Annotated in this window: 29 protein-coding genes; 6 read left to right on the top strand and 23 right to left on the bottom strand. The window is 55.4% G+C overall.

The features are described from left to right. The first annotated feature begins 1 nt into the window (after window position 1). On the top strand, window positions 2–4,789 hold the full coding sequence (locus Q371_RS01745; RefSeq protein WP_034335181.1) for a DUF5724 domain-containing protein: 4,788 nt from the start codon (window positions 2–4) through the stop codon (window positions 4,787–4,789). 208 nt (window positions 4,790–4,997) lie between these two features. Next, the gene (locus tag Q371_RS01740; protein WP_034335179.1) at window positions 4,998–5,495 is read left to right on the top strand and encodes a DUF262 domain-containing protein; all 498 of its coding nucleotides are present in this window, start codon (window positions 4,998–5,000) and stop codon (window positions 5,493–5,495) included. A 48-nt stretch (window positions 5,496–5,543) separates the two neighbouring features. Here Q371_RS01740 and Q371_RS01735 read toward each other — a convergent pair whose 3' ends face one another. Together Q371_RS01735 and Q371_RS01730 are read right to left on the bottom strand one after the other, a co-directional pair. After that, on the bottom strand, window positions 5,544–6,143 hold the full coding sequence (locus Q371_RS01735) for a glycoside hydrolase family 19 protein (protein WP_034335177.1): 600 nt from the start codon (window positions 6,141–6,143) through the stop codon (window positions 5,544–5,546). Between the two features lie 356 nt (window positions 6,144–6,499). Further along, window positions 6,500–6,754 (bottom strand): helix-turn-helix domain-containing protein, encoded by a 255-nt coding sequence (locus Q371_RS01730; protein ID WP_034335175.1) that lies wholly within the window; start codon window positions 6,752–6,754, stop codon window positions 6,500–6,502. A 157-nt stretch (window positions 6,755–6,911) separates the two neighbouring features. Here Q371_RS01730 and Q371_RS26750 point away from each other — a divergent pair, with 157 nt between their 5' ends. The 4 genes from Q371_RS26750 to Q371_RS25080 are packed head-to-tail and all read left to right on the top strand — an operon-like array spanning window position 6,912 to window position 9,197. Beyond that, on the top strand, window positions 6,912–7,076 hold the full coding sequence (locus Q371_RS26750; protein WP_157442447.1) for a DNA polymerase delta subunit 4 family protein: 165 nt from the start codon (window positions 6,912–6,914) through the stop codon (window positions 7,074–7,076). Further along, window positions 7,073–7,408: a hypothetical protein gene (locus Q371_RS01725; RefSeq protein WP_034335173.1), complete on the top strand. Its 336-nt coding sequence runs from the start codon at window positions 7,073–7,075 to the stop codon at window positions 7,406–7,408. The genes Q371_RS26750 and Q371_RS01725 overlap by 4 nt, the downstream gene beginning before the upstream one ends. Then, a complete protein-coding gene (locus tag Q371_RS01720) occupies window positions 7,405–7,722 on the top strand; it encodes a hypothetical protein (protein ID WP_034335170.1) in 318 nt (105 codons plus the stop codon). Before Q371_RS01725 ends, Q371_RS01720 begins: the two co-directional genes overlap by 4 nt. Then, on the top strand, window positions 7,719–9,197 hold the full coding sequence (locus Q371_RS25080; RefSeq protein ID WP_051963070.1) for an LPD29 domain-containing protein: 1,479 nt from the start codon (window positions 7,719–7,721) through the stop codon (window positions 9,195–9,197). The genes Q371_RS01720 and Q371_RS25080 overlap by 4 nt, the downstream gene beginning before the upstream one ends. A gap of 33 nt (window positions 9,198–9,230) precedes the next feature. Here Q371_RS25080 and Q371_RS28035 read toward each other — a convergent pair whose 3' ends face one another. The 21 genes from Q371_RS28035 to Q371_RS01615 form a co-directional block, all read right to left on the bottom strand. Next, a complete protein-coding gene (locus Q371_RS28035) occupies window positions 9,231–10,898 on the bottom strand; it encodes a DNA methyltransferase (protein WP_034335168.1) in 1,668 nt (555 codons plus the stop codon). Between the two features lie 192 nt (window positions 10,899–11,090). Then, window positions 11,091–11,363 carry a hypothetical protein gene (locus tag Q371_RS01705; protein WP_157442446.1) on the bottom strand — a complete coding sequence of 91 codons (273 nt, stop codon included), beginning with the start codon at window positions 11,361–11,363 and terminating at the stop codon, window positions 11,091–11,093. Window positions 11,364–11,474: 111 nt separating this feature from the next. Then, window positions 11,475–11,597 (bottom strand): hypothetical protein, encoded by a 123-nt coding sequence (locus Q371_RS28030; protein ID WP_281174266.1) that lies wholly within the window; start codon window positions 11,595–11,597, stop codon window positions 11,475–11,477. Between the two features lie 64 nt (window positions 11,598–11,661). Then, entirely contained in the window at window positions 11,662–11,958 is a 297-nt protein-coding gene (locus Q371_RS01700; RefSeq protein WP_034335162.1) for a hypothetical protein, read from the bottom strand. 8 nt (window positions 11,959–11,966) lie between these two features. Continuing rightward, window positions 11,967–12,689: a hypothetical protein gene (locus Q371_RS01695; RefSeq protein WP_034335160.1), complete on the bottom strand. Its 723-nt coding sequence runs from the start codon at window positions 12,687–12,689 to the stop codon at window positions 11,967–11,969. 9 nt (window positions 12,690–12,698) lie between these two features. Beyond that, window positions 12,699–13,343 carry a hypothetical protein gene (locus Q371_RS01690; protein WP_034335157.1) on the bottom strand — a complete coding sequence of 215 codons (645 nt, stop codon included), beginning with the start codon at window positions 13,341–13,343 and terminating at the stop codon, window positions 12,699–12,701. Then, window positions 13,333–13,635: a hypothetical protein gene (locus tag Q371_RS01685; protein WP_157442445.1), complete on the bottom strand. Its 303-nt coding sequence runs from the start codon at window positions 13,633–13,635 to the stop codon at window positions 13,333–13,335. Before Q371_RS01685 ends, Q371_RS01690 begins: the two co-directional genes overlap by 11 nt. 56 nt (window positions 13,636–13,691) lie before the next feature. After that, window positions 13,692–14,045, bottom strand: coding sequence for a hypothetical protein (locus tag Q371_RS01680; RefSeq protein WP_034335153.1), 354 nt, complete (start codon window positions 14,043–14,045; stop codon window positions 13,692–13,694). Window positions 14,046–14,117: 72 nt separating this feature from the next. Further along, entirely contained in the window at window positions 14,118–14,738 is a 621-nt protein-coding gene (locus tag Q371_RS01675; RefSeq protein ID WP_034335151.1) for a glycoside hydrolase family 19 protein, read from the bottom strand. Further along, window positions 14,716–15,084 (bottom strand): hypothetical protein, encoded by a 369-nt coding sequence (locus Q371_RS01670; RefSeq protein ID WP_034335149.1) that lies wholly within the window; start codon window positions 15,082–15,084, stop codon window positions 14,716–14,718. Before Q371_RS01670 ends, Q371_RS01675 begins: the two co-directional genes overlap by 23 nt. After that, the gene (locus Q371_RS01665) at window positions 15,081–15,476 is read right to left on the bottom strand and encodes a hypothetical protein (protein ID WP_034335147.1); all 396 of its coding nucleotides are present in this window, start codon (window positions 15,474–15,476) and stop codon (window positions 15,081–15,083) included. The genes Q371_RS01670 and Q371_RS01665 overlap by 4 nt, the downstream gene beginning before the upstream one ends. Window positions 15,477–15,586: 110 nt before the next feature. Then, the gene (locus Q371_RS01660; RefSeq protein ID WP_034335145.1) at window positions 15,587–16,318 is read right to left on the bottom strand and encodes a hypothetical protein; all 732 of its coding nucleotides are present in this window, start codon (window positions 16,316–16,318) and stop codon (window positions 15,587–15,589) included. A 12-nt stretch (window positions 16,319–16,330) separates the two neighbouring features. Further along, a complete protein-coding gene (locus Q371_RS01655; protein WP_034335143.1) occupies window positions 16,331–16,864 on the bottom strand; it encodes a hypothetical protein in 534 nt (177 codons plus the stop codon). An 11-nt stretch (window positions 16,865–16,875) separates the two neighbouring features. Beyond that, window positions 16,876–17,550, bottom strand: a complete 675-nt coding sequence (locus Q371_RS01650; RefSeq protein WP_034335140.1) for a hypothetical protein — start codon at window positions 17,548–17,550, stop codon at window positions 16,876–16,878. Beyond that, window positions 17,550–18,629 carry a baseplate J/gp47 family protein gene (locus tag Q371_RS25075; RefSeq protein ID WP_051963069.1) on the bottom strand — a complete coding sequence of 360 codons (1,080 nt, stop codon included), beginning with the start codon at window positions 18,627–18,629 and terminating at the stop codon, window positions 17,550–17,552. Before Q371_RS25075 ends, Q371_RS01650 begins: the two co-directional genes overlap by 1 nt. Beyond that, window positions 18,626–19,003 (bottom strand): hypothetical protein, encoded by a 378-nt coding sequence (locus Q371_RS01640; protein ID WP_034335137.1) that lies wholly within the window; start codon window positions 19,001–19,003, stop codon window positions 18,626–18,628. The genes Q371_RS25075 and Q371_RS01640 overlap by 4 nt, the downstream gene beginning before the upstream one ends. Continuing rightward, the gene (locus tag Q371_RS01635; protein WP_157442444.1) at window positions 19,000–19,434 is read right to left on the bottom strand and encodes a phage baseplate assembly protein V; all 435 of its coding nucleotides are present in this window, start codon (window positions 19,432–19,434) and stop codon (window positions 19,000–19,002) included. Before Q371_RS01635 ends, Q371_RS01640 begins: the two co-directional genes overlap by 4 nt. 202 nt (window positions 19,435–19,636) lie before the next feature. Beyond that, window positions 19,637–20,356: a hypothetical protein gene (locus Q371_RS01630; RefSeq protein ID WP_034335132.1), complete on the bottom strand. Its 720-nt coding sequence runs from the start codon at window positions 20,354–20,356 to the stop codon at window positions 19,637–19,639. A gap of 56 nt (window positions 20,357–20,412) precedes the next feature. Then, entirely contained in the window at window positions 20,413–20,940 is a 528-nt protein-coding gene (locus Q371_RS01625; protein ID WP_034335130.1) for a PH domain-containing protein, read from the bottom strand. A 118-nt stretch (window positions 20,941–21,058) separates the two neighbouring features. Continuing rightward, entirely contained in the window at window positions 21,059–21,424 is a 366-nt protein-coding gene (locus tag Q371_RS01620) for a hypothetical protein (protein WP_157442443.1), read from the bottom strand. A 24-nt stretch (window positions 21,425–21,448) separates the two neighbouring features. Then, complete coding sequence (locus Q371_RS01615) at window positions 21,449–22,153, bottom strand: hypothetical protein (RefSeq protein WP_034335125.1); 705 nt, start codon at window positions 22,151–22,153, stop codon at window positions 21,449–21,451. Between the last annotated feature and the right edge of the window lie 4 nt (window positions 22,154–22,157).

Here is a 22,157-nt window from a genome sequence, read left to right as displayed (position 1 = left end):
CATGCGGGCAGAAGAAGCGCAAGCACGCCTGAAAAGCCACACCATCGACTGGAAAAAACCTTTTGAAGAGAGATTGAAGGCGGTTTCCGATCCCGTGGCTGCACTTGCTCGGGATGTTCAGCAATTGACCATGGGCGGGTATATACACACCCAAGAGGAAATCCAGAAACGCGCCCTGCAACGCCAGGGGATCACCGAAAGTCTGGAAGGACTCCCTGCTCCAGAGCGCATTCAGGTGTTTGGGGTGCTGTTTCCCCGTTTTCCAGAGCTGATTGAGCAGGTCTGGCAGGCCATGAACACCCACCCTTACGAAGAGGGCTATGACCGTCGGGCTTTTCGAGCGCCCCACCATCCCCTGACCCGGGAAAAAGCCCTGAACTGGCTGCTGAACCTCTGGCAGGTGACGCGTGACCACGATGAGCCTCTGGAATGGTTTGCTGCGTGGGCTGCAAGGCTGGAGAATTACCACAAGGATGAACTGGGTTACCTGTTTGCAGAGGCCATCAACGCTGGACATCAGGAGGTTTTGTCCATCCTGAAAGAATCCGCCTCTGGTGAGCATGAAATCGGGACCATGGGACGGCACATCACCAGAGCTTTCCTGACCTGTAGCAATCCAGAGTGCTGGACCTACATGGAAAAAATGCTGCTCGCCGCCCAGAGGCAAGAAGGCCTCAGGCAGGTGATTCTGGAAACCATCGACGAGTCCCATCCAGAGGCCTTCCAGCGCATGATGGTCCTGATTTTGCAAGAAGACCTGCTGCGTTTTTCTGCGGTGGTGCGGGCCATCGATGTGTGGTTTGGCTGGATGTATGAGGCCTCTGACAAAAAAACCCTGACCCGCCATGTGCAAACTTTTCTGGGCTTTTTGAAGGACACCAAAGCTGCCCACAAAGCCCTGCAAGAGGGATCAGCCGAAGAGGCTTTTCTGGCCTTTTGGGCTCTGGGTTTTTACGATGCCCCGGCCACAGTGCAAGATGCGGCCATGCTCTTGCAGGATCAAGACGCAGCCAGACGCTATGCTGCTGCCAGTTTCTTGAAAGCCTGCAAGCTTCCAGAGGCAGCTATCCATGACCTCACTTTGCTTCAGGACCCTGATTTGCGAGTTGCCACGCTGGCTTTGCCCAACCGGTGGTCCATCCAGCAAGGCGAGGATGCCTCGGGGTTGTTTGATGTCCTTGAAGATCTGGCTTCCAGAGCCTCAGACCGCAGCACCACCGATCCGATCCTGTGGCCCTGGACGGTCACGGTGGCGTCCAGAGCGCAAGTGGTTGCCCTGCTACCCCACACGCTCGGGAACCGGCCCCTGACCCGCCTGATTCCTCACATTCCGGACATGGAACCTTACAGCCGTTCACAGGTGGCAGAGTTGCTGGGCAAGCATCAACAGGCTTCTCCTGAACTGCGTGAATTGCTGTTCAAATTGCTGGCAGACAGCAGTTCTCAGGTGCGCGAATCTGCGTTCGCTCAGATCAAAAAATTGGACTTGAACCCCTCTGAGGCCCAACACATCGAAGGGCTGTTGACCCGCAAATCTGCGGACTTGCGCAGGGGCGGTTTGCAACTCCTGCTGGCCCAGCCCAGAGAAGCCGTGCTGGAGAGTGCCAAGCGCCTGACTGGAACAGGCAAAACCGAACAGCGTCAGGCTGGACTGGAGTTGCTGCTCCAGTTGCAGAAACGCAAAATGCCAGCAGGGCAACTGCAAGCAGCTCTGGAAGGCTTTGCACCCAAAAACCCCAACGAGCAGCAACTGCTGGACCAACTGGAGGCCCCAGAGGAGCAGCTTTCCCTGAAAGATGGCCTCGGGTTGTTTGATCCTGCCAAACTTGCACCTGTTCCAGAGCTGCAATTCGTGGATCGCAATTATGCAGATGCAAGGGTCCTGAAGCTGTTCTCTGAACTGGACCATCTGGTGGACCAGCACCGCGAAACCCCCGTCACCTACCAGTGGGGCACCGAAACCCACCATGAACTGCTGGGCAACATCAATGGCTGGCAATTCAACCATGTGGCCACCCGTACCCCAGAGCTTTTCCCTTTAAAAGACCTCTGGTTGAATTGGTGGAACCACCGTCCTGAAGGCACCCCGGAAGATCTGGTGCGCATGTTCCTGCTGCAGAATGGTGCTGGCACTGAGAATTGGTTTTTTCGGCGTTCTGGTGCCCTCAATCCTCTGTTGGGCAAAGTCAACATGCCCGCACTGAAATACGACACGCAGGTGAATGCCATCCTGATGCTGCTCCGCTCCCACACCGAGGCGGGTCCTGCTCTGGACTTCTTGCTGGATGCCATGGAAAGCCACCTGAGCACCATGGATCCGGGCATGAAACAACCTGTGCAGGTGGACCATTATCAGCCAGATCCCCGTGAAATCCTGACGGTGTATGCCAACCAGATGTCGGTGTTCCCGGCGGAAAAATGGACACCCGTGCAACGCCAGAGGCTCTTCAAGCTGTACACCTTCATGGATCGGGGTTTCACGAAGCTTTCCCGGATGAGGGCACCTCTGGAACTGCTGTTGCAGGCTTTTCTGGATGGGCAGGCTTCCGAGCACGATGTGCTGGACCAACTCATCGGCGAGCACGGGGTCAGTGGGCGTTACAGTTACCGCAGTTCTTTTGATGCCCTTCAGCAGCTTTCCGGACGCAAACCCAGCCCCCGTTTGCCCCACCACGACTCCATCCAGCAACTGGTGCAGAGGGTCCGTGAACGGATCCTGACCATCGAAACCTCCAGAGCCGACCTCAGCACCATCACCAGCGAGGCTGCCAGAGCCATCCGTCACCTTGAAGGGGCCGAGTACACCCTCAAAATGCTTGCCGGGATGGGCAAAGACCCTCTGGTGCGAGGATACAGTTACCACAACGAGAGCCGAAGTGCGGTGTTCAGCCACCTGATCCGGGTGTCTTTCCCCGCAGCCACGGACACCCCAGAGCACTTCAAAAAGCTGGTCAAAAGTTTCAAGGTCTCGGAGGCCAGACTGCTTGATCTGGCGATGTACGCGCCACAGTGGTCGGCTCTGGTTGCTCAAACCCTCGGGTGGGAAGGGCTTGCAGACGCCATCTACTGGCTGCACGCCCACACCCGCGACCAGCAGTGGTTTGTGGACCGGGACATCAAAGAAGTCTGGGAGGTCGAAATCTCTGAGCGCACCCCCCTGACCCCTCAAGATCTGGTGGATGGTGCCGTGGATGTGCAGTGGTTCCGCAACGTGTACGTGGCGCTCGGGGAGGAACGGTTCGCTGCGCTTTACAAGGCTGCCAAATACGCTTCCAGTGCTGGAGGTCACAAGCGGGCAGAACTGTTTGCCCGGTCCATTCAGGGCGAGGTTCAGGAACAGGACCTCCAAAAGCAAATCGAAGAAAAACGCCATCAGGACAGTGTTCGTGCCATTGGTCTGCTGCCCATCCAACAACAAGGTTCAGTCCTGAACCGTTACCGGACCATCCAGAATTTCCTTGCCCAGAGCAAACAATTCGGTGCGCAAAGACAGGCCAGTGAGCAACTTGCTGGGCGCATCGGTTTGCAGAACCTCGCTCGAACGGCTGGATATCTGGACCCCGAGCGCCTGATGTGGGCCATGGAAACCGAAGAGGTGCAGGCCTTGAACGGCAAAACCCTGTTGCTGGATGGGGTGCAGGTGACTTTGCAGGTCAATGCAAGCGGAGATCCCGAGCTGCACATCCTGAAAGCCGGAAAAGCCCTGAAAAGCATTCCTGCAGCCCTCAAAAAACACCCTGAATACAAAGACCTGCAAGACGCCAAAAACCGTCTGGTCAAACAGAAATCCCGCATGAAAGAAGCCTTCGAATTTGCGATGGTGCGCGGAGACCACTTCGCCCTTTCCGAATTGGAGTCTCTCCTGAACCACCCAGTCCTGAAACCCATGCTGCAAAACCTGCTCTGGGTCAGGGGAGAGCGGGATCTGGGCTTTTTCTCTGATGGGCAATTTCAGCAGCTTGAAACATCATCTTCCTTGACCGATGAAGGGTATCGCATCGCCCACCCCCATGACCTTCTGGTTTCAGGCGAGTGGAGGGCATGGCAAAAACACTGCTTTGAGCACAGCATCCAGCAGCCATTCAAGCAGATTTTCCGTGAGCATTACCTGCTGACCCAGCAAGAACAGGGGGCCATGCGCAGCACCCGCTATGAGGGCCATCAGGTCAATCCCAAACAGGCTCTGGCCCTGCTCAAAACCCGCAACTGGATCAGTGTCCCCGAAGAAGGGGTTCGCAAAACCTTCCACGCCGAAGGCATCAATGTGTGGCTGGAATTTGAAGAAGGCTACTACACCCCCATGGAAGTGGAGGGTCTGACCGTTTCCTCCGTGATGTTCACCGAACGTGGGAAATATGATCCTTTGCCTCTGGAAGCCGTGCCTCCCCGTCTGTTCAGCGAAACCATGCGTGACCTCGATCTGGTGGTCAGTGTGGCCCACATGGGCGGTGTGGACCCCGAGGCCAGTCAATCCACCGTGGAGATGCGCCAGAGCCTGCTCCGCGAAACCCTGAGGCTCCTGAAGCAAGACAACGTCAGGCTGGAAGGACACCACGCCCTGATCTCCGGCCATTACGGAGATTACTCGGTGCATCTGGGCTCTGGGGTGGTGCACAGACAACCCGGAGGATACGTGTGCATTGTTCCCGTGCATGCCCAGCATCAGGGAAGGGTGTTCCTGCCTTTTGCAGACAACGATCCCAGAACCGCAGAGGTGGTCTCCAAGGTGCTGCTCTTGGCCCGTGACCGCCAGATTCAGGATCCCACCATTCTTGAGCAACTGGTGTAAGTCTTTCATTCAAGCCAGAGGTGGATGCTTTCCCCTCTGGCTTTATGCTTGAGACGATCTGTCACATTGGAAATGCAGATGTCCTTTTGATGTTCAGAATTTTCTTGCAAGTTCGGCGGAATCGTGGATGTTGCAGGATTTGATGTCAGAATTGGGTAAGATTGTTTTTGTAAGAATCCTTCTGTTTTTCCACTGAAAGGACCCACACATGACCCTTCCTGCCCCTCTGAGTGCTGGACCACCCCAGCCTTACACCTTGATTCATTTCACCAACCGCCACCGTGAGATTCGCATGCGCTTTCAAGAAGGATATGTGTGTGGTCACCGTTTGCCTGCCTTTCATCAGGCATTGCAGTGGAGCACCGACCACCAGATCCAGTTCATTGAAAATGTATGGCTGGGTCTGGGATTCGGACAGTTGGTGATCACCCTCCACCCTGAGAACCCCGAACTCAGTCGGCTGGTCATTGATGGACAGCATCGCCTGACTGCCCTGCACAACTATCTGGAAAATGAATTTCCAGTGTTTGGAAAGCACTGGCGTGACCTCGAAATTTCAGAACAAATGCGCTTCGAGGGCATCCCAGTGCCCACTGTGGTGCTCTCTCAGGACCATGAACTGTTGGAAGAGAACCTGAGAAGCATTTACGAACGGCTGAACTTCACCCGGACAGAAACAGGCATTCAGCCCGAACAGCAAAAATGACCCTCTCTGGAGGGTCTTGTTGTTCAGGGGACAGGGGTTGGTGGACTTTCAATCCAGCAAGGCCAGAATTTTGTTCAGGTAGGCTTCACGGCTTTCCAGCCCGTTGAGGCCCCCATTGATGCCTCTGGTGATGGCTTGCAGGTTGTTCTGGTCGGCCAGAGCATTCAGGCCATGGTCTGTCCAGTATGCTGCTGCCACCTGTGCACTGACCCCAATTTGCAACAACAGATCAGGGTTGTTCACCAGATCAAAACCCGTTTGCTGGCCATAAGAGGTGTAATTCGCCCGTCCAGTCAGTTGAATGAAACCCCTGCCCCGGTATTTGTAACCATCTCCCGGCTCGGTGTTGCCCATTCGCCCACCATACACCTTGTTGCCCAGCGCCTCTGGATTCATGGCATAAGGCTGTGCAGCTTCCAAAGTGGGAAAACGGGCAGGCCACACTTGTGTCAATCGTTTGGCAGAGTAATTCAGGTTTTCTTGCTGCGGAACCAGACCCGATTCGGCGGTCAGTTGGGCCAGAAAGTGCGCCACCCTGAGGCGGGTGTTGATGGCATGCTGGTCTGCTGCTTTCTGCAATTTGCTGGCGGTCACGTCGGGTTGTTTCAGATTGGGATTGAGGGCATGGATCAAAGATGGGGTGATCATGGGCATCTCCTCGGGTGATGTCAAGCTGGGAAACAAAATCAATGGGGCTGTGCCTTGTCAAATATAGCTCAGGCACGGTTCAGAATACAGGCTCACCCGGGAATTTCCCTATGCATCCAGTCCGGAGGGTGCAGGGTGTATAGAAGGGCAGATGGGGGTGAAGGGGTGATGCACAAAAACAAAAAAACCCGGTGGAAAACCGGGCTTGAACTCTGGCGGAGAGAGCGGGATTCGAACCCGCGATAGGTGTTACCCTATACACGCTTTCCAGAAGTGTTGGAGCTTGATGTTTACTCACCAGCGATTTTATGGCTTCCCTTTGGCACAGTGATTTTACATGATTTTTGGTTGAGGCTTCATGCCTGCTCATCACTGTTTGTGGGGTGACCAGTCACTATGCTGTCACTATTTTTGGGCTGGAGCACCAGCTTGTATCCGAGAGCATCCAAGATTTCAAAAAGGTGTTGATAGGGGACAGGAGACTTCCCTGTTAAGAAATGGGAAATGTACGACCGTGTGACCCCAAGCCGGGCAGCGAGCTGGGATTGAAAGCCATGTGGGGCTTGCTTGGCTTTGGTCAGAATGAAAGCTTCCAGTTCCTCTCGGGTCATGCGATCAGTGTAGCACAAAGTTGATTTGAGGATTAACTTTGTTTACTTCTATATTGACATTGTTGAGTCAGAGATATACAATTAGTTCAACAGAAAAGGGCGACCCGCTACCAACGAAACCGCCCTGACCTGGAATCCCTACAGAGGTGCAAGGACCATGGAACACAATACCCAACCCCAAGACCTTCAGCAAGACCCCACTTGGGTCTTCGACACCACAGTCGAATTTGGACTGCTGATTGGCATGACCGAAGCAGAAGCATGGCAATTTGCTGCCCGTGATGTTGAAGCCAAATTCGGCCTGAAAGTGGTGACAGCATGACTGTCACCCTCCCACTGACCATTGCTGAAATCAAAGAAGCTGAGGCCCAATTGGCCCGAGCCAAAAAGGTCCTTTCTGAAGCCACCATCATCCAGACTTCCTGCAAACGTGACCTCGACAGTGCCAAAAGTGTGGCCACCATCACCGGAAAAAACCCAGAGGAACGCGAAAAGGAAATGCGCTTTCAGTGCCACCGAGAAATTTTGTCCCTGCAACGCGCAGAAAATGAATACCACACTGCCAGAGTTGCCCATGAACAGGCCGAACTGCACTGGGACAGTATCCGCTATCAACTGCGGTTGCTGGAAGTCATGAAGGGGGTGGGTGGATGAAGCTCACCAGGGAATACCTCACAGAACTGATTGGCCAATCCGCAACAGAAAAACTTCTCTCTGCTCACCAGCATGTGTATGCCCAGATCTCACCCACGGGTGATACTTTTGCCCCCGTCCAGTGGTCTGCTCGGGAACCCTGGAATGGCACCTCCCTCAGCATCGAGCTTCCGCAAGGGTGGATGATCCTTCCTGTGGCACAGGACGCCCAAGCGATGGTGGTAGATGCTGTAACGCAGGCAGAACTTGAACGGGCTCTACTGGGTGTTCGAATTGAAGAAGGCGAAATCGTAGAAGTGTGGGTGGTGGCATGAGTGCCACCACTTTTCCTTATGTGCAGGCCAAGGACTGCGCCGCCAAAATCCGCAAGGACCTCAAATTGCTCTGGCCCCAAGTGAAATTCAGCGTGGTTACCCGGCATGGCAACAGCATCACCATCGAATGGACGGACGGACCAAACGCCAAAGCCGTCGAGGCTGTGGGTTCCCCTCTGGTCGGATGCACATGGGACAGCGATCAGGACTTGGATGTGCCCCACGAAATCCAGTGGGAAGGCAAACCTGCCCGCAGCCACCTGCGGTACCTCTCCACCAGCCGGGCCCACTCCAAAGCCTTCGTTGAAAGGGTCATGCAGCGCTGGCAGCACCACGAGGGCTTTGAAGAACTCGGCATTCAAACCTCCAGTGACCGGGCATGGGTGGCCATCGTGAACCCCACCACGGCTGCCTACGCCCTACAGCGCTGGGTGGTGGATGACGTGCACCGCTCGTCCGCTCTGGCCCCCGAGGTGTCCCAACCCTTCAGTGCAGAGCATCAGCAGGCTTATGCCGCCCGGCTGGAGGATGAAGCCCTGAAGATGCAACCCAAGATTGACCGGCTTTCCGTGCCTGCCTTTGATGGTCTGGCCCTCACAGCTCGCCGGGCCAGATTCCGCAAGTCCAAACTGGAGGAACGGGATGCAGAGCAACGCATCCAGAACCTGCTGTTCACTCTGGCCAGTGTTGCCAAGGAAGGCAAACTCCCTGCCATCCTGCAAAAGGTCACGAAGCAGAGGCACGTCCGGGAACTGCTGCGCCCCATCACCCATGAAGAAAGGGGATACCGCAGCATCCTCACCTATGGGGATCTGGACACCCCCCTGCTGACCAGACTCGGGATCGAGGAGCGCAACTGGGATGACGCAACACAGGCCATTCGGACGCTGGACGCTGGAGACACTGGAGCGGCAGCCAGAGCGCAGGCAGAAAAAGAGCAATCCCTGCTCGGGGTGAAGATCCCCGGTTTCTTCCCGACCCCTCTGCCCCTCGTGGACCAGATGCTGGAGGAAGCCACCATCCTGGACCATCACACAGTCTTGGAGCCCAGTGCTGGAAGGGGAGACATTGCAGACCGGATCCGGGAGAAACACAGGTATGCCCGCCTGACCTGCGTGGAACTGAACCTCACTCTGGCCAGCATCCTGCAGGAGAAAGGGCACACCGTGGTTCAGGGGGACTTCTTGCAGCATGAAGGTCAGTACAACCGGATCGTCATGAACCCACCCTTCGAGAAAGGACAGGACATGCAGCACATCCAGCATGCTTACAGTCTGCTGTCCCGCTTCGGGATTCTGGTGGCCATCTGCTCAGAGGGGCCATTCAGTAGGCAGGACCGGCAATCCCAGCAGTTCCGCACTTGGCTCGATGAGGTGCATTCCACAGTTATCCCACTTCCTGAGGGTTCATTCTCTGGCCCAGACGCTTTCCGGCAGACCGGAGTTCGGGTCCGTTTGGTGGTGATCACCAAATAAAAAAGGGTCCCAGCACTGGGACCCTTTTTTTGGTCAAGGATGATCAAAAAGGATCCCTTGAGACTTATCCCTCCTGCTCGACACTGTCTGTACAGTCCGCTCGAAACTGGCATTCCATGAGCCACTTGGAACCACAGGTTTTTGACCTTGCAATATCTCTGCTACCGTCAACATTTGGATTTTCGGAATGGGTCGCTGTCCATACTTGTAAACTCCGGACTTGTCCGCTTCGTCACGCATTCCTTTGGTGGTATCTGTCAATGTCACCAGCACCCCAAATGCTGCCTTCTCCCGTTCCACGGTGCCCCGCAAATCCCGCACCATGCTGGGGTTCAAGTTTTTCCCGCCCTTCACAGACACAATGACTTTCTCTACCCGCTCTCCGCCCGGCGTCCGGAAGTAATACAAGCCATCAATTCCGGTGTCCGCTCCCTTCTTGCCTTTGATCCGGGCACTGGTGGCCCCATAAGGTTGCGCTCCAAGCATGCCCACAATCCAGAACTGGAATTGAAAAGGATCACTGTCAAACAAATAGCGCGCAGCACCCAGATCCTCAGGGGTGCCTTCCACCAGATAATCCTTCTTGGCTTCCAGACCGAAGTCTCGTTTCAGGCGGGCTTGCATCAAGGCTACGGACAGGTGTGTGATGTCAATGCCAACCCACTGGCGACCCAATTTCTGGGCAGCAGCAATCGCCGTTCCACACCCACAGAAGGGGTCCATCACCACATCACCCGGATTTGAACTGGATAGAATGATCCTTTCTAAGAGTGCCACAGGCTTCTGCGTGGGGTAACCAAGGCGCTCTTGGGATTGTGCTTGCACAGGAGGAATATCATCCCAGATGTTGGTGACAATCGTGCCTTCTTGTTCAGTGAGGTAACGCTTTAAACGAGGGCGCTTGGTGAAATCGGGCTCACCATTTGGGTAGGCTGGATAGTGAATACGGCCTTCATCATGCAACTTCTGCATGGTATCCCGTTGATACCGCCAACCTTTGTCCGGACAGCGGAAGCCCTGCCATTCATACATCATGTTCGGTCTAGGACTTGGACTGGCCATATCTGCGAGTTGGTAAAGCCCTCTCCCATCTTGATCATCATGACGATAAAACTTCCGCACATACTCTGGATCATGCTCGGTGTACTGCGGGTGAAAGGTCGCCTTTTTTGATTTGCTGTAATACAAAATGATGTCTGAGACATCTGCAAACTTATTTTTGGCATCACTGTGTGCAGATTGACGCTTCCAAGTGATTTCATTCCGATAGTTCCTCGCACCAAAAACCACATCCAGTAACACCTTCAGGTAGTGACTGGCCACCGGGTCGCAATGCAGATACAGACTCCCAGTGGGTTTCAGCACCCGGTGCAATTCCACCAGCCGCACGGCCATCATCACCAAGTAGGCAGCAAGATCATTTTTCCCGAGTGCTTGGACAATCAATTGAAGCATCTCTGCAAGAGGCCCGTGGGTGACCACGAGCTCAGCCAAGATCTGTTCGCTTTCGGCGTTCCAGTGCCAAGTGTCCTCAAAAGCCAGAATCTGAGCAGTGCTTTTGTGGTCCTGATGATCTTTGAAAATTACGTTGTAATCCGCTTTTGAGTTGAAAGGAGGATCTAAATAAATCAGATCTACGCTTTCATCGAAAAATGACTCACGTAATACCCCGAGATTGTTCCCGTAGCAGAGTCTATTCATAAATCTCCTTTGCCTGATTATTCAGTAATAAAGTGGAGATTAAATTAGGGTTTTCACCTATTTTACACAGACGAGAAATCTAGTAAAAATAAGGACTCTGCTTTTTAAATACCAAGCTATGTTAAAAATGTAACCAGCATTGGTATTTTCTGGTATAACATATTTTTTGTTTTCTGGAATTACACTTTAAATTTAGGTTCCAGCAAAAACCCCTCCAGCTTCAAGCCAGAGGGGAATCAATTTGACGGCACACTCCTGAGCGGTCTCCCACATCTTACCCCACTGCATTACACTGGAGAACATGACCTTCCCGGCAACCCATGCACAAACCATCCAAATCAATCCCCTCTGGCTGGTCGCACTTACTGCCCTGCTGACCCTCTTGCTCGGCCCACCCAAAGGCTGCACCAGTTGCACCACCATCACCCTGCCCGCCATCACCTCCGGCCCTTGCTCCAACTGCATGAGCCTCCCAGCAATCGCAGCCCGCCCATGCGCTGGGTGCAGCACCCTACCTGCCAGTACCTCTGGTCCCTGCGGCAACTGCACCCCAATCATGTCTGCATTTGACCCAGGTCACTGCTCGGTTTGCATGATCCGACCAGAGCACACCAGTGATCCTTGCAACTGGTGCATGGTGCTCCCAGCCACAAGCCCCACTCTGGGCAGGGCAGCAGGGCCGAGCAGGCCGTGCGCCATGTGCTGAATCAAACAAAAAAATCCCCTCCCGAGCCGAAGCCCGAGAGGGGATTTCAATTTCAAATCAATCGTCTTCAGGAAAGTAAAAGCCCTCCGGAGGCCCAGCACACACAAACATGCTCTCTGGTTCCGCAAACCCTAGACCTGCAGCCAAATCAAACACAGCCGCCAACGCTTCCCGCGTCAACTCTGGAGCCTCCAAGTACACCCATTCCTTGCCGGTCTGATCCAGACTTTTGGTGGCCTGCAAGTCACTCATCAAACCCAACTGGATGGGGTTCCCATCCCGCCCCAACGGCATCACGGCTTGAAACCCGGCGACACCAGCAGGGTAAACCTGCTGGAGTTCCTGCCACCCCATATACCACCTCACAGCACCACCCCATGCTTCCGGAGGCAATCCAGTTTCAGGAAATCCCTTTCGTCCTGCTCCCCGGCAACCGAAAGCCCGACCGTCCCGAGTCGGAGCGCGGCGCTCGTCATGCCCACCATGCTGCTCGGGGAACTGCCATGCCTGCGCAGGCCAGCAGCTGGCAACTCGCGGTGACTGCTGCCCACGCTGGCCAGAGGCAGCAATACCCCATCCAGCCGGATCCGCCATGCAACGCCATCGAAATTGCACTGGAGCACATGCCATCCTGCGGCAATCTGGATGCCTGCTCCAGTCCATGCCACGCGGCCAGTGCCAGCCCCATCCACCCACGCGAGGGTGATGACCTCGTTGGTCAGGGCTCCGGTGCTGGCTCCCAGACTCAGGTTGGTGGTGCTGGCGTCATTGAGAATTTTGATCTCCGGGGTTGCCGGGGTGATGTTGGTGGGGGTATAAAACACCCACCCAATCGATCTGACGGCCTGCAACGGCAGACCGTGGTAATCGGTCGAATCAAACGTCAGCCCCTGAGGGGTCCAAGCGGGGTCGTTGGTATCGCTGGCCAGAGTGCTGCCGAGTTGCCACGCTCCCAGACTGAGCCCGGAGGCGTCATAAACCAGCTGACTGTTCTGCCCAGGGAGGTAGTCCAAATAACAGGACAGCCCGTCCAGTGGCATGATCAGCTTGCGTTCCGTTCTGCGTCTGCCATGTCGAAATGTCATTTGCGGACCTCAATTCAGCGAAGCGGTGACTTCAAAAAAGAACTGCTGGTTCGCAGCAGGAGCAAACCCGTCAAGGGTTTCCAGCAAGACAAACAACTTCCGGGTGAGTTCTCCAGTGACAAACGTGAATGGAAGGTTCGCCGAGTTCCCCGGACTGGCCAGAGCGGAAGCACTGTCCGATGCTGCATCTTCAGTGGCCATGGGGGGCAGGTCGATGTAGCCGAGACGGTTCTCCCGGTTGGCCCAGAGCAGGGTCATTTTGGCGTTGTCGACGGCCACCGCAGGGTTGCTGATTTTGTAGAACCACACCCGGAAACGTGCAGTGGTGTTTTTGTTGTTGGTGATCAGCCGGACTTTCTCCAGCCACCCACTGCCCCCATTCACCCGAGCGATCTCCAACTCCATGAGGCTGGACGCCACAGTGGAATTGGAGACCACATCACCAGCAACATATGCAGTGGTGTCGCCGGGCCTCTGGAATGTTGCAGAGGCCACAGCCAAACGCCCACCCACTTCACCGATGTGAGACTCCCCGGCCCCGAGGGCACCATCCCATGCTTTCGTTCCGCTGCCATCGGCCTTTTTCACGAAAACAGCAGTGGCCCCAATGGGTTGTTTGTTGACGGCATCAACGCTTCTGTCATCAATGGGCATGGCTGACTTCCTTTGCGGCCCAGTGGTGGGCTCCATCGGGCCGCTCGATGAGGGCCTGCGCGACAATGTTGTGCCCAGCGACAGGCAGGACGTAATTCTTCCGCTCAGGGATTTTCGGCAGGCTGCACTCCAGATGGGTGGCCACCACCCGACAACTGGGTTCGTTCACCCGGAGGTCTGTACCCCACAAGAAGAGGGTGCCTCCCAGCACATCTCTGCTCCCAGAGGACAGCAGCACTTCAGTTTCCCGCACTTGCAGGGTGGCCCCGTAAGGATCTTCACCCCACGACATGAGGGTGCACCCAGAGACAGAAGCGCAAACCAGCAACCCTGCAAAGAAGGCCCGCTTCACTGGGCATCCTCCACTCTGGCAGGCTGCAACTCCGGAGCCCCCACCACCGGGGTGCGGCCCAACTTGTTGATCACGTCGCACAGTTGCTCACAGGCCCAGTCCACAGCTTCTTCTGCCCAACGGCGCACCAGGTGGTCATCGATCTGGGTGGCATTCAGCACTGGGATGTTGACGGTGAGGGCAGCGTAGCCCTGCATGACAGCGCTCACAGCCAGTTGGCGTTTCTCCGCCCCGAGGAGCTTCTGGCCTTCGGTGGCCAGCAGCACTCTGGCTTGGTGTTCGATTTCAGACATGGCTTTGATGGCCAGCAGCCTGAGGTCGGCTTTGATTTGATTCAGGGTCCATTCCATGGTGGTTCCTCCAGAAAGAAAAATCCCGAGCCGGGAGACTCGGGAAACCTGTGGTTGACACGTGTAAGGTACTTACTTCAGGAAGGCTTTCGCTCTGCGCAGCAGCACCCCCCTGTCTTCCAGCCCAGTCAGGCCACCGTTCACCGCTCGGGTCACCGCCTGCAAGTCATCCTGATCGGCCAGCCGGTTGATGTTCCGCTGGGTCCAGTAAGCGACTGCCACCAGAGATCCAATGCCGAACTGCAAAGCCAACTCGGGCTGGGCTTCAAGGTCGAAGCCGATCAGTTTGCCGTAAGTGCGGTAATTGGATCTGCCTGTGATTTGCAGCAGGCCCCTCCCTCTATAGCGGTAGCCGTCGCCGGACGCTTCATTCCCGTTGCCTAACCTTCCGGCGTAAACGCGGTTGGCCAGACCGGCTGGGTTCATGGCATAAGGTTTCGCGCTCTCCAAAGTTGGGAATCTGGAGGGCCACACCTGACAGATCCGAGGGGCGGAATACCAGAGGTTTTCTTCCCTCGGCTGGAAGCCGCTTTCATGCCCGAGCTGGGCCAGCAGGTGTGCGACCCGCAGTCTGGTGGTGATTCCAGCACCTTCGGCAGCATCCTGCAACTTAGGGGCCAGCACTCTGGCGATGGTCAGCGGCAAATCAGGCCGGACGGCTCTCAACAGTTCAGGCGTGATCAGGACGGTCATTGGCGCGCCTCCGGTAGGGGTTGAGTTCCACAGTCAGCCGTCTGGTCTTCAAGTACCAGATCACCGAAAAGACGATGAACAACTGGCTGGCGTAAGCAATGAAATCCATCACCCGCAAGGGTGGGATGCGGTCCGTGAAGATCACGGTGCACTGCAAGTACAGGGCGATGGCGGACCCCAGCAAACCGAGGGTCAGCAGCCACCAGATGGGTGAGCGGCCCAGCACCCGAGCGTAAGCCACGGTTTGCGTGAATGCCCAACCATGGGCTGCGGCGCTGCAACCCAGAATGAACAGCAGCACCCAGACAGAACCGAGGGGGAAGACGGCCAACTCGTAAACGGTCATGATGATCCACCTGCTTTCTTCTCATCGAACAGGGACAAGACCCACGTTCGAAATTTGCTCTGGAAGTCCTTTTTGAACATCCCGACGGCGACTGCCGTGATGATCAAGTAAGGCATGTTGAGTTTGCCCCACAATTGCAAGATGGCCGCGAAAGCCCAGAACAACACCATCGCGACCCCAATGTCACCGACCAGTTTGGTGGGGTGGCCACGCCGGGATCTGGGCTCAGAAAGCCACTTGAGCCAGTGCACGAACCCCACTGCGAGGGTCAGGGTCAGCAGGACCCGTAAGTCCCCAGCGTTCATTTCGAAAACCGTGTGCGGGGTGGGAACACCTCCTTCCACTGCGGTGGCCACAGTCAGAGCTGCCAGAGTAACGATAGGGATTTTCATGCATCTCCTTTGAGCCTCGCCGCACGAGCAAGACAACCTGCGAGCAACCCCCCGTGCGAGATAATGGTTTCATCCCGCACGAGAGGCCCCGAGTCTGATCACTCGGGGTTTTATGTTTCTGAAGCGATTTCCCTGTACCACCCTGGGAGGTTGAGGGCCAGAGGGCCACTGGTGACGGTGACTTTCATGGCCAGTCCCGCAGGGACGGCACTGGGGGCGGTGCTTCCCAAGGAATTCCAGTCATTCAAATCGGCATCCCAGAGGGCATACTCGACGACACCCGCTCCGAAGGTGGCCTCTGGGAGGTTGTTGGTGTCGAATTCCACGTCCCTTGATGGCACGTAAATTTGTTCTCCGGGCGCAGGGAAGTACATGGCCACTTCCATGTACTGGTCGCTGACCTCCCACACGCCTGCGTGCATGCGCAGGATCCTTCCGTTCGCTGCAGAGTTGGGCAGGAGGGTGTTTGGAAGGGATTGCATCAGGGCTGCAATTTGGATGCCTGCTTGCTCTGGGGCGAACAGGCGCAAGTGGTGAACGAATCCCAGCTCTGGCCCACCGTATTCCCGGACCACCAGAGGGACATTGCCACTCTGGATGGCCGGGAAGGGGTCTTCGAGGGCTGGATCCACGCTGGAGCTGGGGTCGATGAGTTCCATGCCAATGGGGTAAGCGAGCTCCCCGCCACCTCCGCCATTTTCGAGCTGGTCGAGGCGGGCTTGCAGGTCCGCGATTTGCTGGCGGATCAGGCTGATTTCGTTGGGGTTGTAGGCAGGGGACATGTTCCCTCCAAGGCCGGAGCCTGAATCGCTGATTCTGACGGTGACGTTCGGGGTTTTCATGACTGCCCCTCCTCAGAACCGCACGATTTGGAAGGTGAAGGCATCCGGGGTGCCAGCTCCATCTCGAACACCCACAGTGAACACGTTGGGTCCGAAGCCAGCCAGGGAGTATGTGCGTGCACTGTCCAGCTCTTGAATGACCACGGCATACGCCATGGAAGCGAAATTGTGGGTGATTTCCACATCCCCACCGACGATCTCAGCGGTCCAACCGGCAGGCAATGAGTGAATGAGGGGTTCAGCCGGGTAATAGAAGCCTGCGAAAGTGGCTCCTGCCCGGCTGTCCACGTAACTTTTTGAGGCTGCATGCTCGGGTTGGGTGGGCTCTGGGATGATGGGGCTGTCTTCGAAGGTTTTGATTCCGTCCACAGTCTGGTTGCCGGAGAGCAGGAGGGTGTTGGCTTTGAGCCAGTTGGTGCGTTTCACCAGAGCGGTCGCGGCCATGTTCAGGTTGATTTCGTCGGCTCCCTGTCCGTTGCCGATGCCTTGAACGGTGTTGACCCATTGGGTGTCGTTGGGGATGTTGATGGGTGTGGGTTCTGCCATGGTGTTCCTCCTTAGAAGATGATGGTGGTGGCACTGGTGGTGCTGGTGACGATGGCGGTGGGGCCAGCGGTGAACGCCCCGCAGATCAGGCCGGTGGTGTAGATGATGTTGCGGATTTTGGCGTGTGCGGGTTTCACGTCGCGGAACAGGGCTCGGACGCGCCTTTTCTCGGGTTCACTGAGGCCCACGCCGACGGTGAGGGTGGGGCCTGCTGCAGATCCATCCCCACACTTCCAAGCGGTGTAGGCGGTGTTGCCGGGCTGCAGGATGATGCTGAATTCTGCCCAGGCGGTCGGCTCTTGGTGGAAGTGCTCGATGATCTGGGGGTTGGAGTAACCCATCTGGAGGGCAGCGAGCTTGATGCCGGGCAGGGTCCCTGCCTTCTGCCAGAATGCTCTGGCCCCGACGACCCGAGCCCTGAAGACCTCCAGATCCTCGAATGGGAACCGCTCAATGCCCCTTAGGGTTCCGATCAAAGGCAAGTGCTCTGCATCAGCTTGCGAAGCCAGCCAGTTGCAGCAGATGTCCAAAGCTCGGGCGGACAGCAATGTCTGCTGGTGGGCCAGCGTCCGCACCATTTCCCAAGCAATGCCCCCCGATCTGGGTTGTCTTTCGGGGGGCAGGTCGTCGATCAAAACTTGGGTGATTTGATCTTTCAGTTGTTCTTGAGATGCGTTGAGGGGCATCAGACCACCGTGACCGCAATGCTGCCTGCAGTGATCAGTGTGTCTGGATCTACCGTGATGTAATCCGTGCTGGTCGGTACAACCCCAAAGAGTTCCCCTGTGGCCATGAGGGCATCGACCACACTACTGCTGTAGAACGCATCCCCAATGCCTTGCTGATCAATCACAGCCTGAATGCGCGCCTGCCACTGGGTGTTTGTTGTGTTGGAAGTGGGCTTCTTGTACAAGGTGAAAGCGAAATTCTGTGGGGCCAAATCTGGGCCTCTCACCAGCACATCAGCGGTCACCGGACGGTTGTCTTGCACGATGCTGTTCACGGCAGCAATTTGCTCAGGTGTGGGCAGGCCTGCAGGAGGTGCAACCACAACATCCACTGTGCCCTGACCTCTGGGGTGATCATCGAGCACTTTGACTTTGATGATCCCTGGGACTTCTCTGGCCCATCGGACATAGGACCGCCATGAACCCCCGGTGCTGATTCCTGTCCAAGCGAGCAGGTACCGCTCTCTCAAGAGGTCATCAGATTCTTCATCTACACCTGCACTGGTCAGCCAATCAGCAGTGTTTGTCACGCCTGTCACCACTGGGTTGACGGTGACCAGACTGGTAATGCGGCCAGCTCCAACATTGTATTTTGCTCCTGCCTGAGATGCCCGGACAGAAACAGTGTTCACACCTACCACCAGAGGGGTGTCCTGTGTCACCACAAACAACAGCCGTTCACCAAAAACATCTGGCTCGGTTTGCAGCAAGTCCCCTGCGGGCAAAGTTGAATTTGCAGCAGAAGTGACTTTCACATTGCCTGCGGCAAATGAAGCTTTGATTCGCTCCTCTGCCACGGACGCCATGTGTTCATCCAGCCAAAAGCCGGTGGCCAGCAGTGGGAACCCTTGAGGGACCAAACTGGCCATGAAGGCCTGAGCGTCCAGCCCCGATTGGGCAGCCAGCAGTGTGAATGTCCTCAGCACCCCGAAGGGCTTCGAGTTGTTCACAGGGAAGTTTGGTGGGAAATAGGTCAGCAGTTCTTGTTCCGCTTCGCTGAGGGTCGGTAAAGTCAGCTCTGGAAGCGCAGGGCTCATGTGTCTCCTTTCACCAGAAAATCCAAATTGAGGTCTTCGAGTGTCGCGTCGGTCAGTTCTGCGCGCAGTGCCACCCGGCATGAACGCAGATCTTCCAGCGTCACAGTGGCCACCAGATCCAGAACCCGGTCGTCTTTCATGGCTTCGATTTCCACCTCCTGACGCATTTCCAGCACGGTGGTTTCATCAAGGCCAGCCAGCAGGTATTCCCCGAGGTCAACCCCCAAGTCTGGGAAAGCCCAGTGTGCCCCTGGAGGGCATTGCAACTGGGCCGAGAGGTCCTGAGCGATCACACGGATGCCCGTGATCACCTGCAAATCTCCAGCTGCATCCAAGACGAAATCGCCATTTTCGAACAGCAGATCAGTGATCATTCCCCCACCCGGACCTTGCTGCTGCCCGAGGCAATCGTTCCAGTGGCGCTGATCGGACCGCCTCTCGAGTCAGTCCCGATGATGGTCACGTCACTGCCCACCATGGCGACAGCGCGGGTGTTCCCAGCAATGGTGGCGGTGAGCACCTCAAATTTTGCGTTTGGGGCCGATATGATCAAGTCGGCGTTCGTGTCAAGCAGCAGGTTTCCACCCGTCTTGTAAATGGATAGGGTTTTACCGCCGATCTGCAAGACCAGCATGTTGGGTGGCACCTCTGGGACGCTGTGGCCGTCCGGCAGGATTCCGTCAACGTAAGGGTGGGCTGCTGAACCCCCATAAAAGCCGACCCGCACCAGAGAGCCAACTGTGGGCAGGCAGAAGACGCCTTGTTGCGCTCCAGAAAACGGAACATCCAGAGGAACATCAACCATGATGGCTTTCCTGTCATCCAACTGGCCATCAGGGGTTAAGGGCTCCAAGTCCACACTGTAAAACCGGGGCCCTCCAGAAACCGCAGGGCTTCCTGCCTCACCATGAACAGCGATCACTCTTGCCTTCATGGGCAAATGGGTTTCATCCCGCATATACGGGAACAACGAAAACAGGAGCTTCTTGAATTGCCGTAAGGCACGATCAACTGACACGAACCACCTCCATTTCTGTGCAGGTGTTTTGACTTGCAGACTGCACCAGTCCTACTACCTTTACAGTGCCGGTGATCAAGGGATGCATGATTTTCAGACGATTCAGCAAACGCAGATCGGGCACCAGATGCGTGATGATCTTCCAGCGATCAGAAGCAACCTGCTCCAAGCGGCGAATGTTCTCCCCATACTCCAACTGCAATGCATGTGTGACTGCCAAGGGACAGGCTGATTCTGGCCCCACATACAGCACCCCACCATCCAGTTCCGTCAGCAGAGAATCATTCCGCCAGTCCTTCAGGGCTTTCATTACCAACTGGTAAGCAGTCCCTTTGGACATGGAATACGTGCGCATCATCTGACCACGGGTGGCCACATGAATTCGTGCGCCTGCTTGATCAGCAATCCATTGCAGCACGGTTTCCAGTCGAACGTCCGTGAAGCCTCTGGGCTTCACCACCTTTCTCCAGCCCGGTAACCCTTTTGCTTGTCCATTGCCTTTGTTCCAGGCATAAGCACCGGGATCTTGCACGTTCCCCATGAACACCTTGGAAGGTGTGCCGGAGGTATCCATTTCGATGGTCACATCGGTAAACTGGCTGTCTCCAGAGAAGCGGGCCAACCGCCATGGATGGGCGAGGGAAGCTGAAACAACAACATCCCGAGCGGATTCACTGTTGACCAGTGCACTCGGGCGGTAAATTTGCATGTGAACCCCCAAAAGAAAATGTCACCCGAAGGTGACAGTCAGTTTACTGAGGAGGTTTACTGAAGCAATTTCATTTTTGCCTGACTAAACTCTTCTTCAGTTAAAAGGCCTTGGGCTTTGAGTTTTCCTAGACGTTCCAACTTATCAAGCAGATCATCTGGTTGAGGGGGTGGCGCTGCGGGCTTGCTTTCTTTCATGGTGCTTTTGGCCGATGCTTCTCTCAAGGTATTGGCGAACCTTCTGGCTTCCTCTTTTGTAATACTTTTGAGCTCAAGTTTATTGCCGGATGTGTGTACAGTAACTGTCGCTAAAACCATGGCACTTTTTTCTTCAACAGAAGAAATCTTAGAGAGGTCAATTTCTTCGACTCTTGTACCATAGAAAATACCTTTGGCAATGAGAATGACTCGTCTATTGGTTAGGGTCAGCAAACCATAGTCAGCACCATCGCCAAAAAAGCCAGATATACCACAAACAGGATTCTCGTCTGGCAAAAGAATTGAGTAAAGATGTTTTACTTGTTGAGGACGCTCTTTGGCACCAATGTTGTTGGCTACAAATTTTTCTAAGGGGACTATGGGCATGTTTCCAGTTTGCCACACTGCCCAGAATATGTGAATTGAAAATAGGGGGCCTGATCCTAAATGCCAGTGATAAGGTCTTCTCAGAAGGTTTTTACACAGATCGCGTTAGTTTTACGCTTTATTGTGCCTGCATGTTGGATTTGGTCTCATCAACAAAATCCAAATTGTGCAGCAAAGCCAACCGTGAAGCTTCATTCTTGGCTTCCTTGTGGGAAAGGTAACGCCCCATTTCTTCCCCTGTGTTGTTCATGCCAAACGTGGAAACCACAAATCGGCCATTCAATTCGGAAACCACGACTTTACCACCCTGCCTTACGTTGACCCCAACAGACTTTTGAGCATTGGTCTTGCTGAGCATCTGCATGCCCCACACCACCAGCATGAACCCACCTGCTGCACCTAGCAGCAATGGCCAGAAGAAGAACCCCCCAACCAAACATGCCATACCACCAATGATTCCAATGACGATCAAGAGTAAACCCATGCCTCAATACTACGACGGGTGAGGTCAGTTGCCCCTCAATTTCGTCACTTCACCCATCGGGTTATACGTTCCACCAGAAAGTCCTGCACTGGCACCATCCACGTATGCTTGCAGGGGATTGGAGATCTGGCCTGAGCCTTGAGCTTTGGGCTTGTTTTTATCACCTCCGTTTCCGTTCGGGTCATTTGGATTCCCATTTGGACCAGCGCCGTTGCCTCCAGCATTTTTTTGTTGTGCTTTGATCTTGGCTTCCAACTTGGCCACATCTGCATCAAATTCATGAAACGACAGGGTGCAGCGCACTGAATCGTCGGTGTCATCCTCATCGGTGGTGAAACCATCGAACAGGACCACTTTGATTCGACGTGCATCCAAGTGGGGATTGACGATGCGAAACGGCACCAGTTTTGCAGCAGCGAAACCAGAGCCCACCACGGTTGGAGTTTTGTTGCTGGTGGTCGGCTTTGCAGCTTTCACCCTGTCCACCTGGAAGACCTTCTGAATCACACCAATGTCCCGATTGATTTCTTCAGGGGTCCCGGTCAACGTGAGGAAAAGCTGCACGGTCTGGGTGGTGTAACCCTTCACCACCACCTGTTTCTTGCTGGTGTCTTCAAGGTTGTCCTCTTGGGTTTCCAGAGAACCATTGACCTTGATGCCCTGTAGGATACCGGGGAGTGTCAAATCTCCGCATTTAACGGTTTCATCCACGCCCGGAGCTCGAATCATGCGG

It is taken from the genome of Deinococcus misasensis DSM 22328 (assembly GCF_000745915.1).
Lineage (GTDB): Bacteria > Deinococcota > Deinococci > Deinococcales > Deinococcaceae > Deinococcus_C > Deinococcus_C misasensis.
The sequence above is the reverse complement of the archived record's forward strand: the minus strand, read 5'-3'. Positions and strand labels throughout refer to the sequence as shown.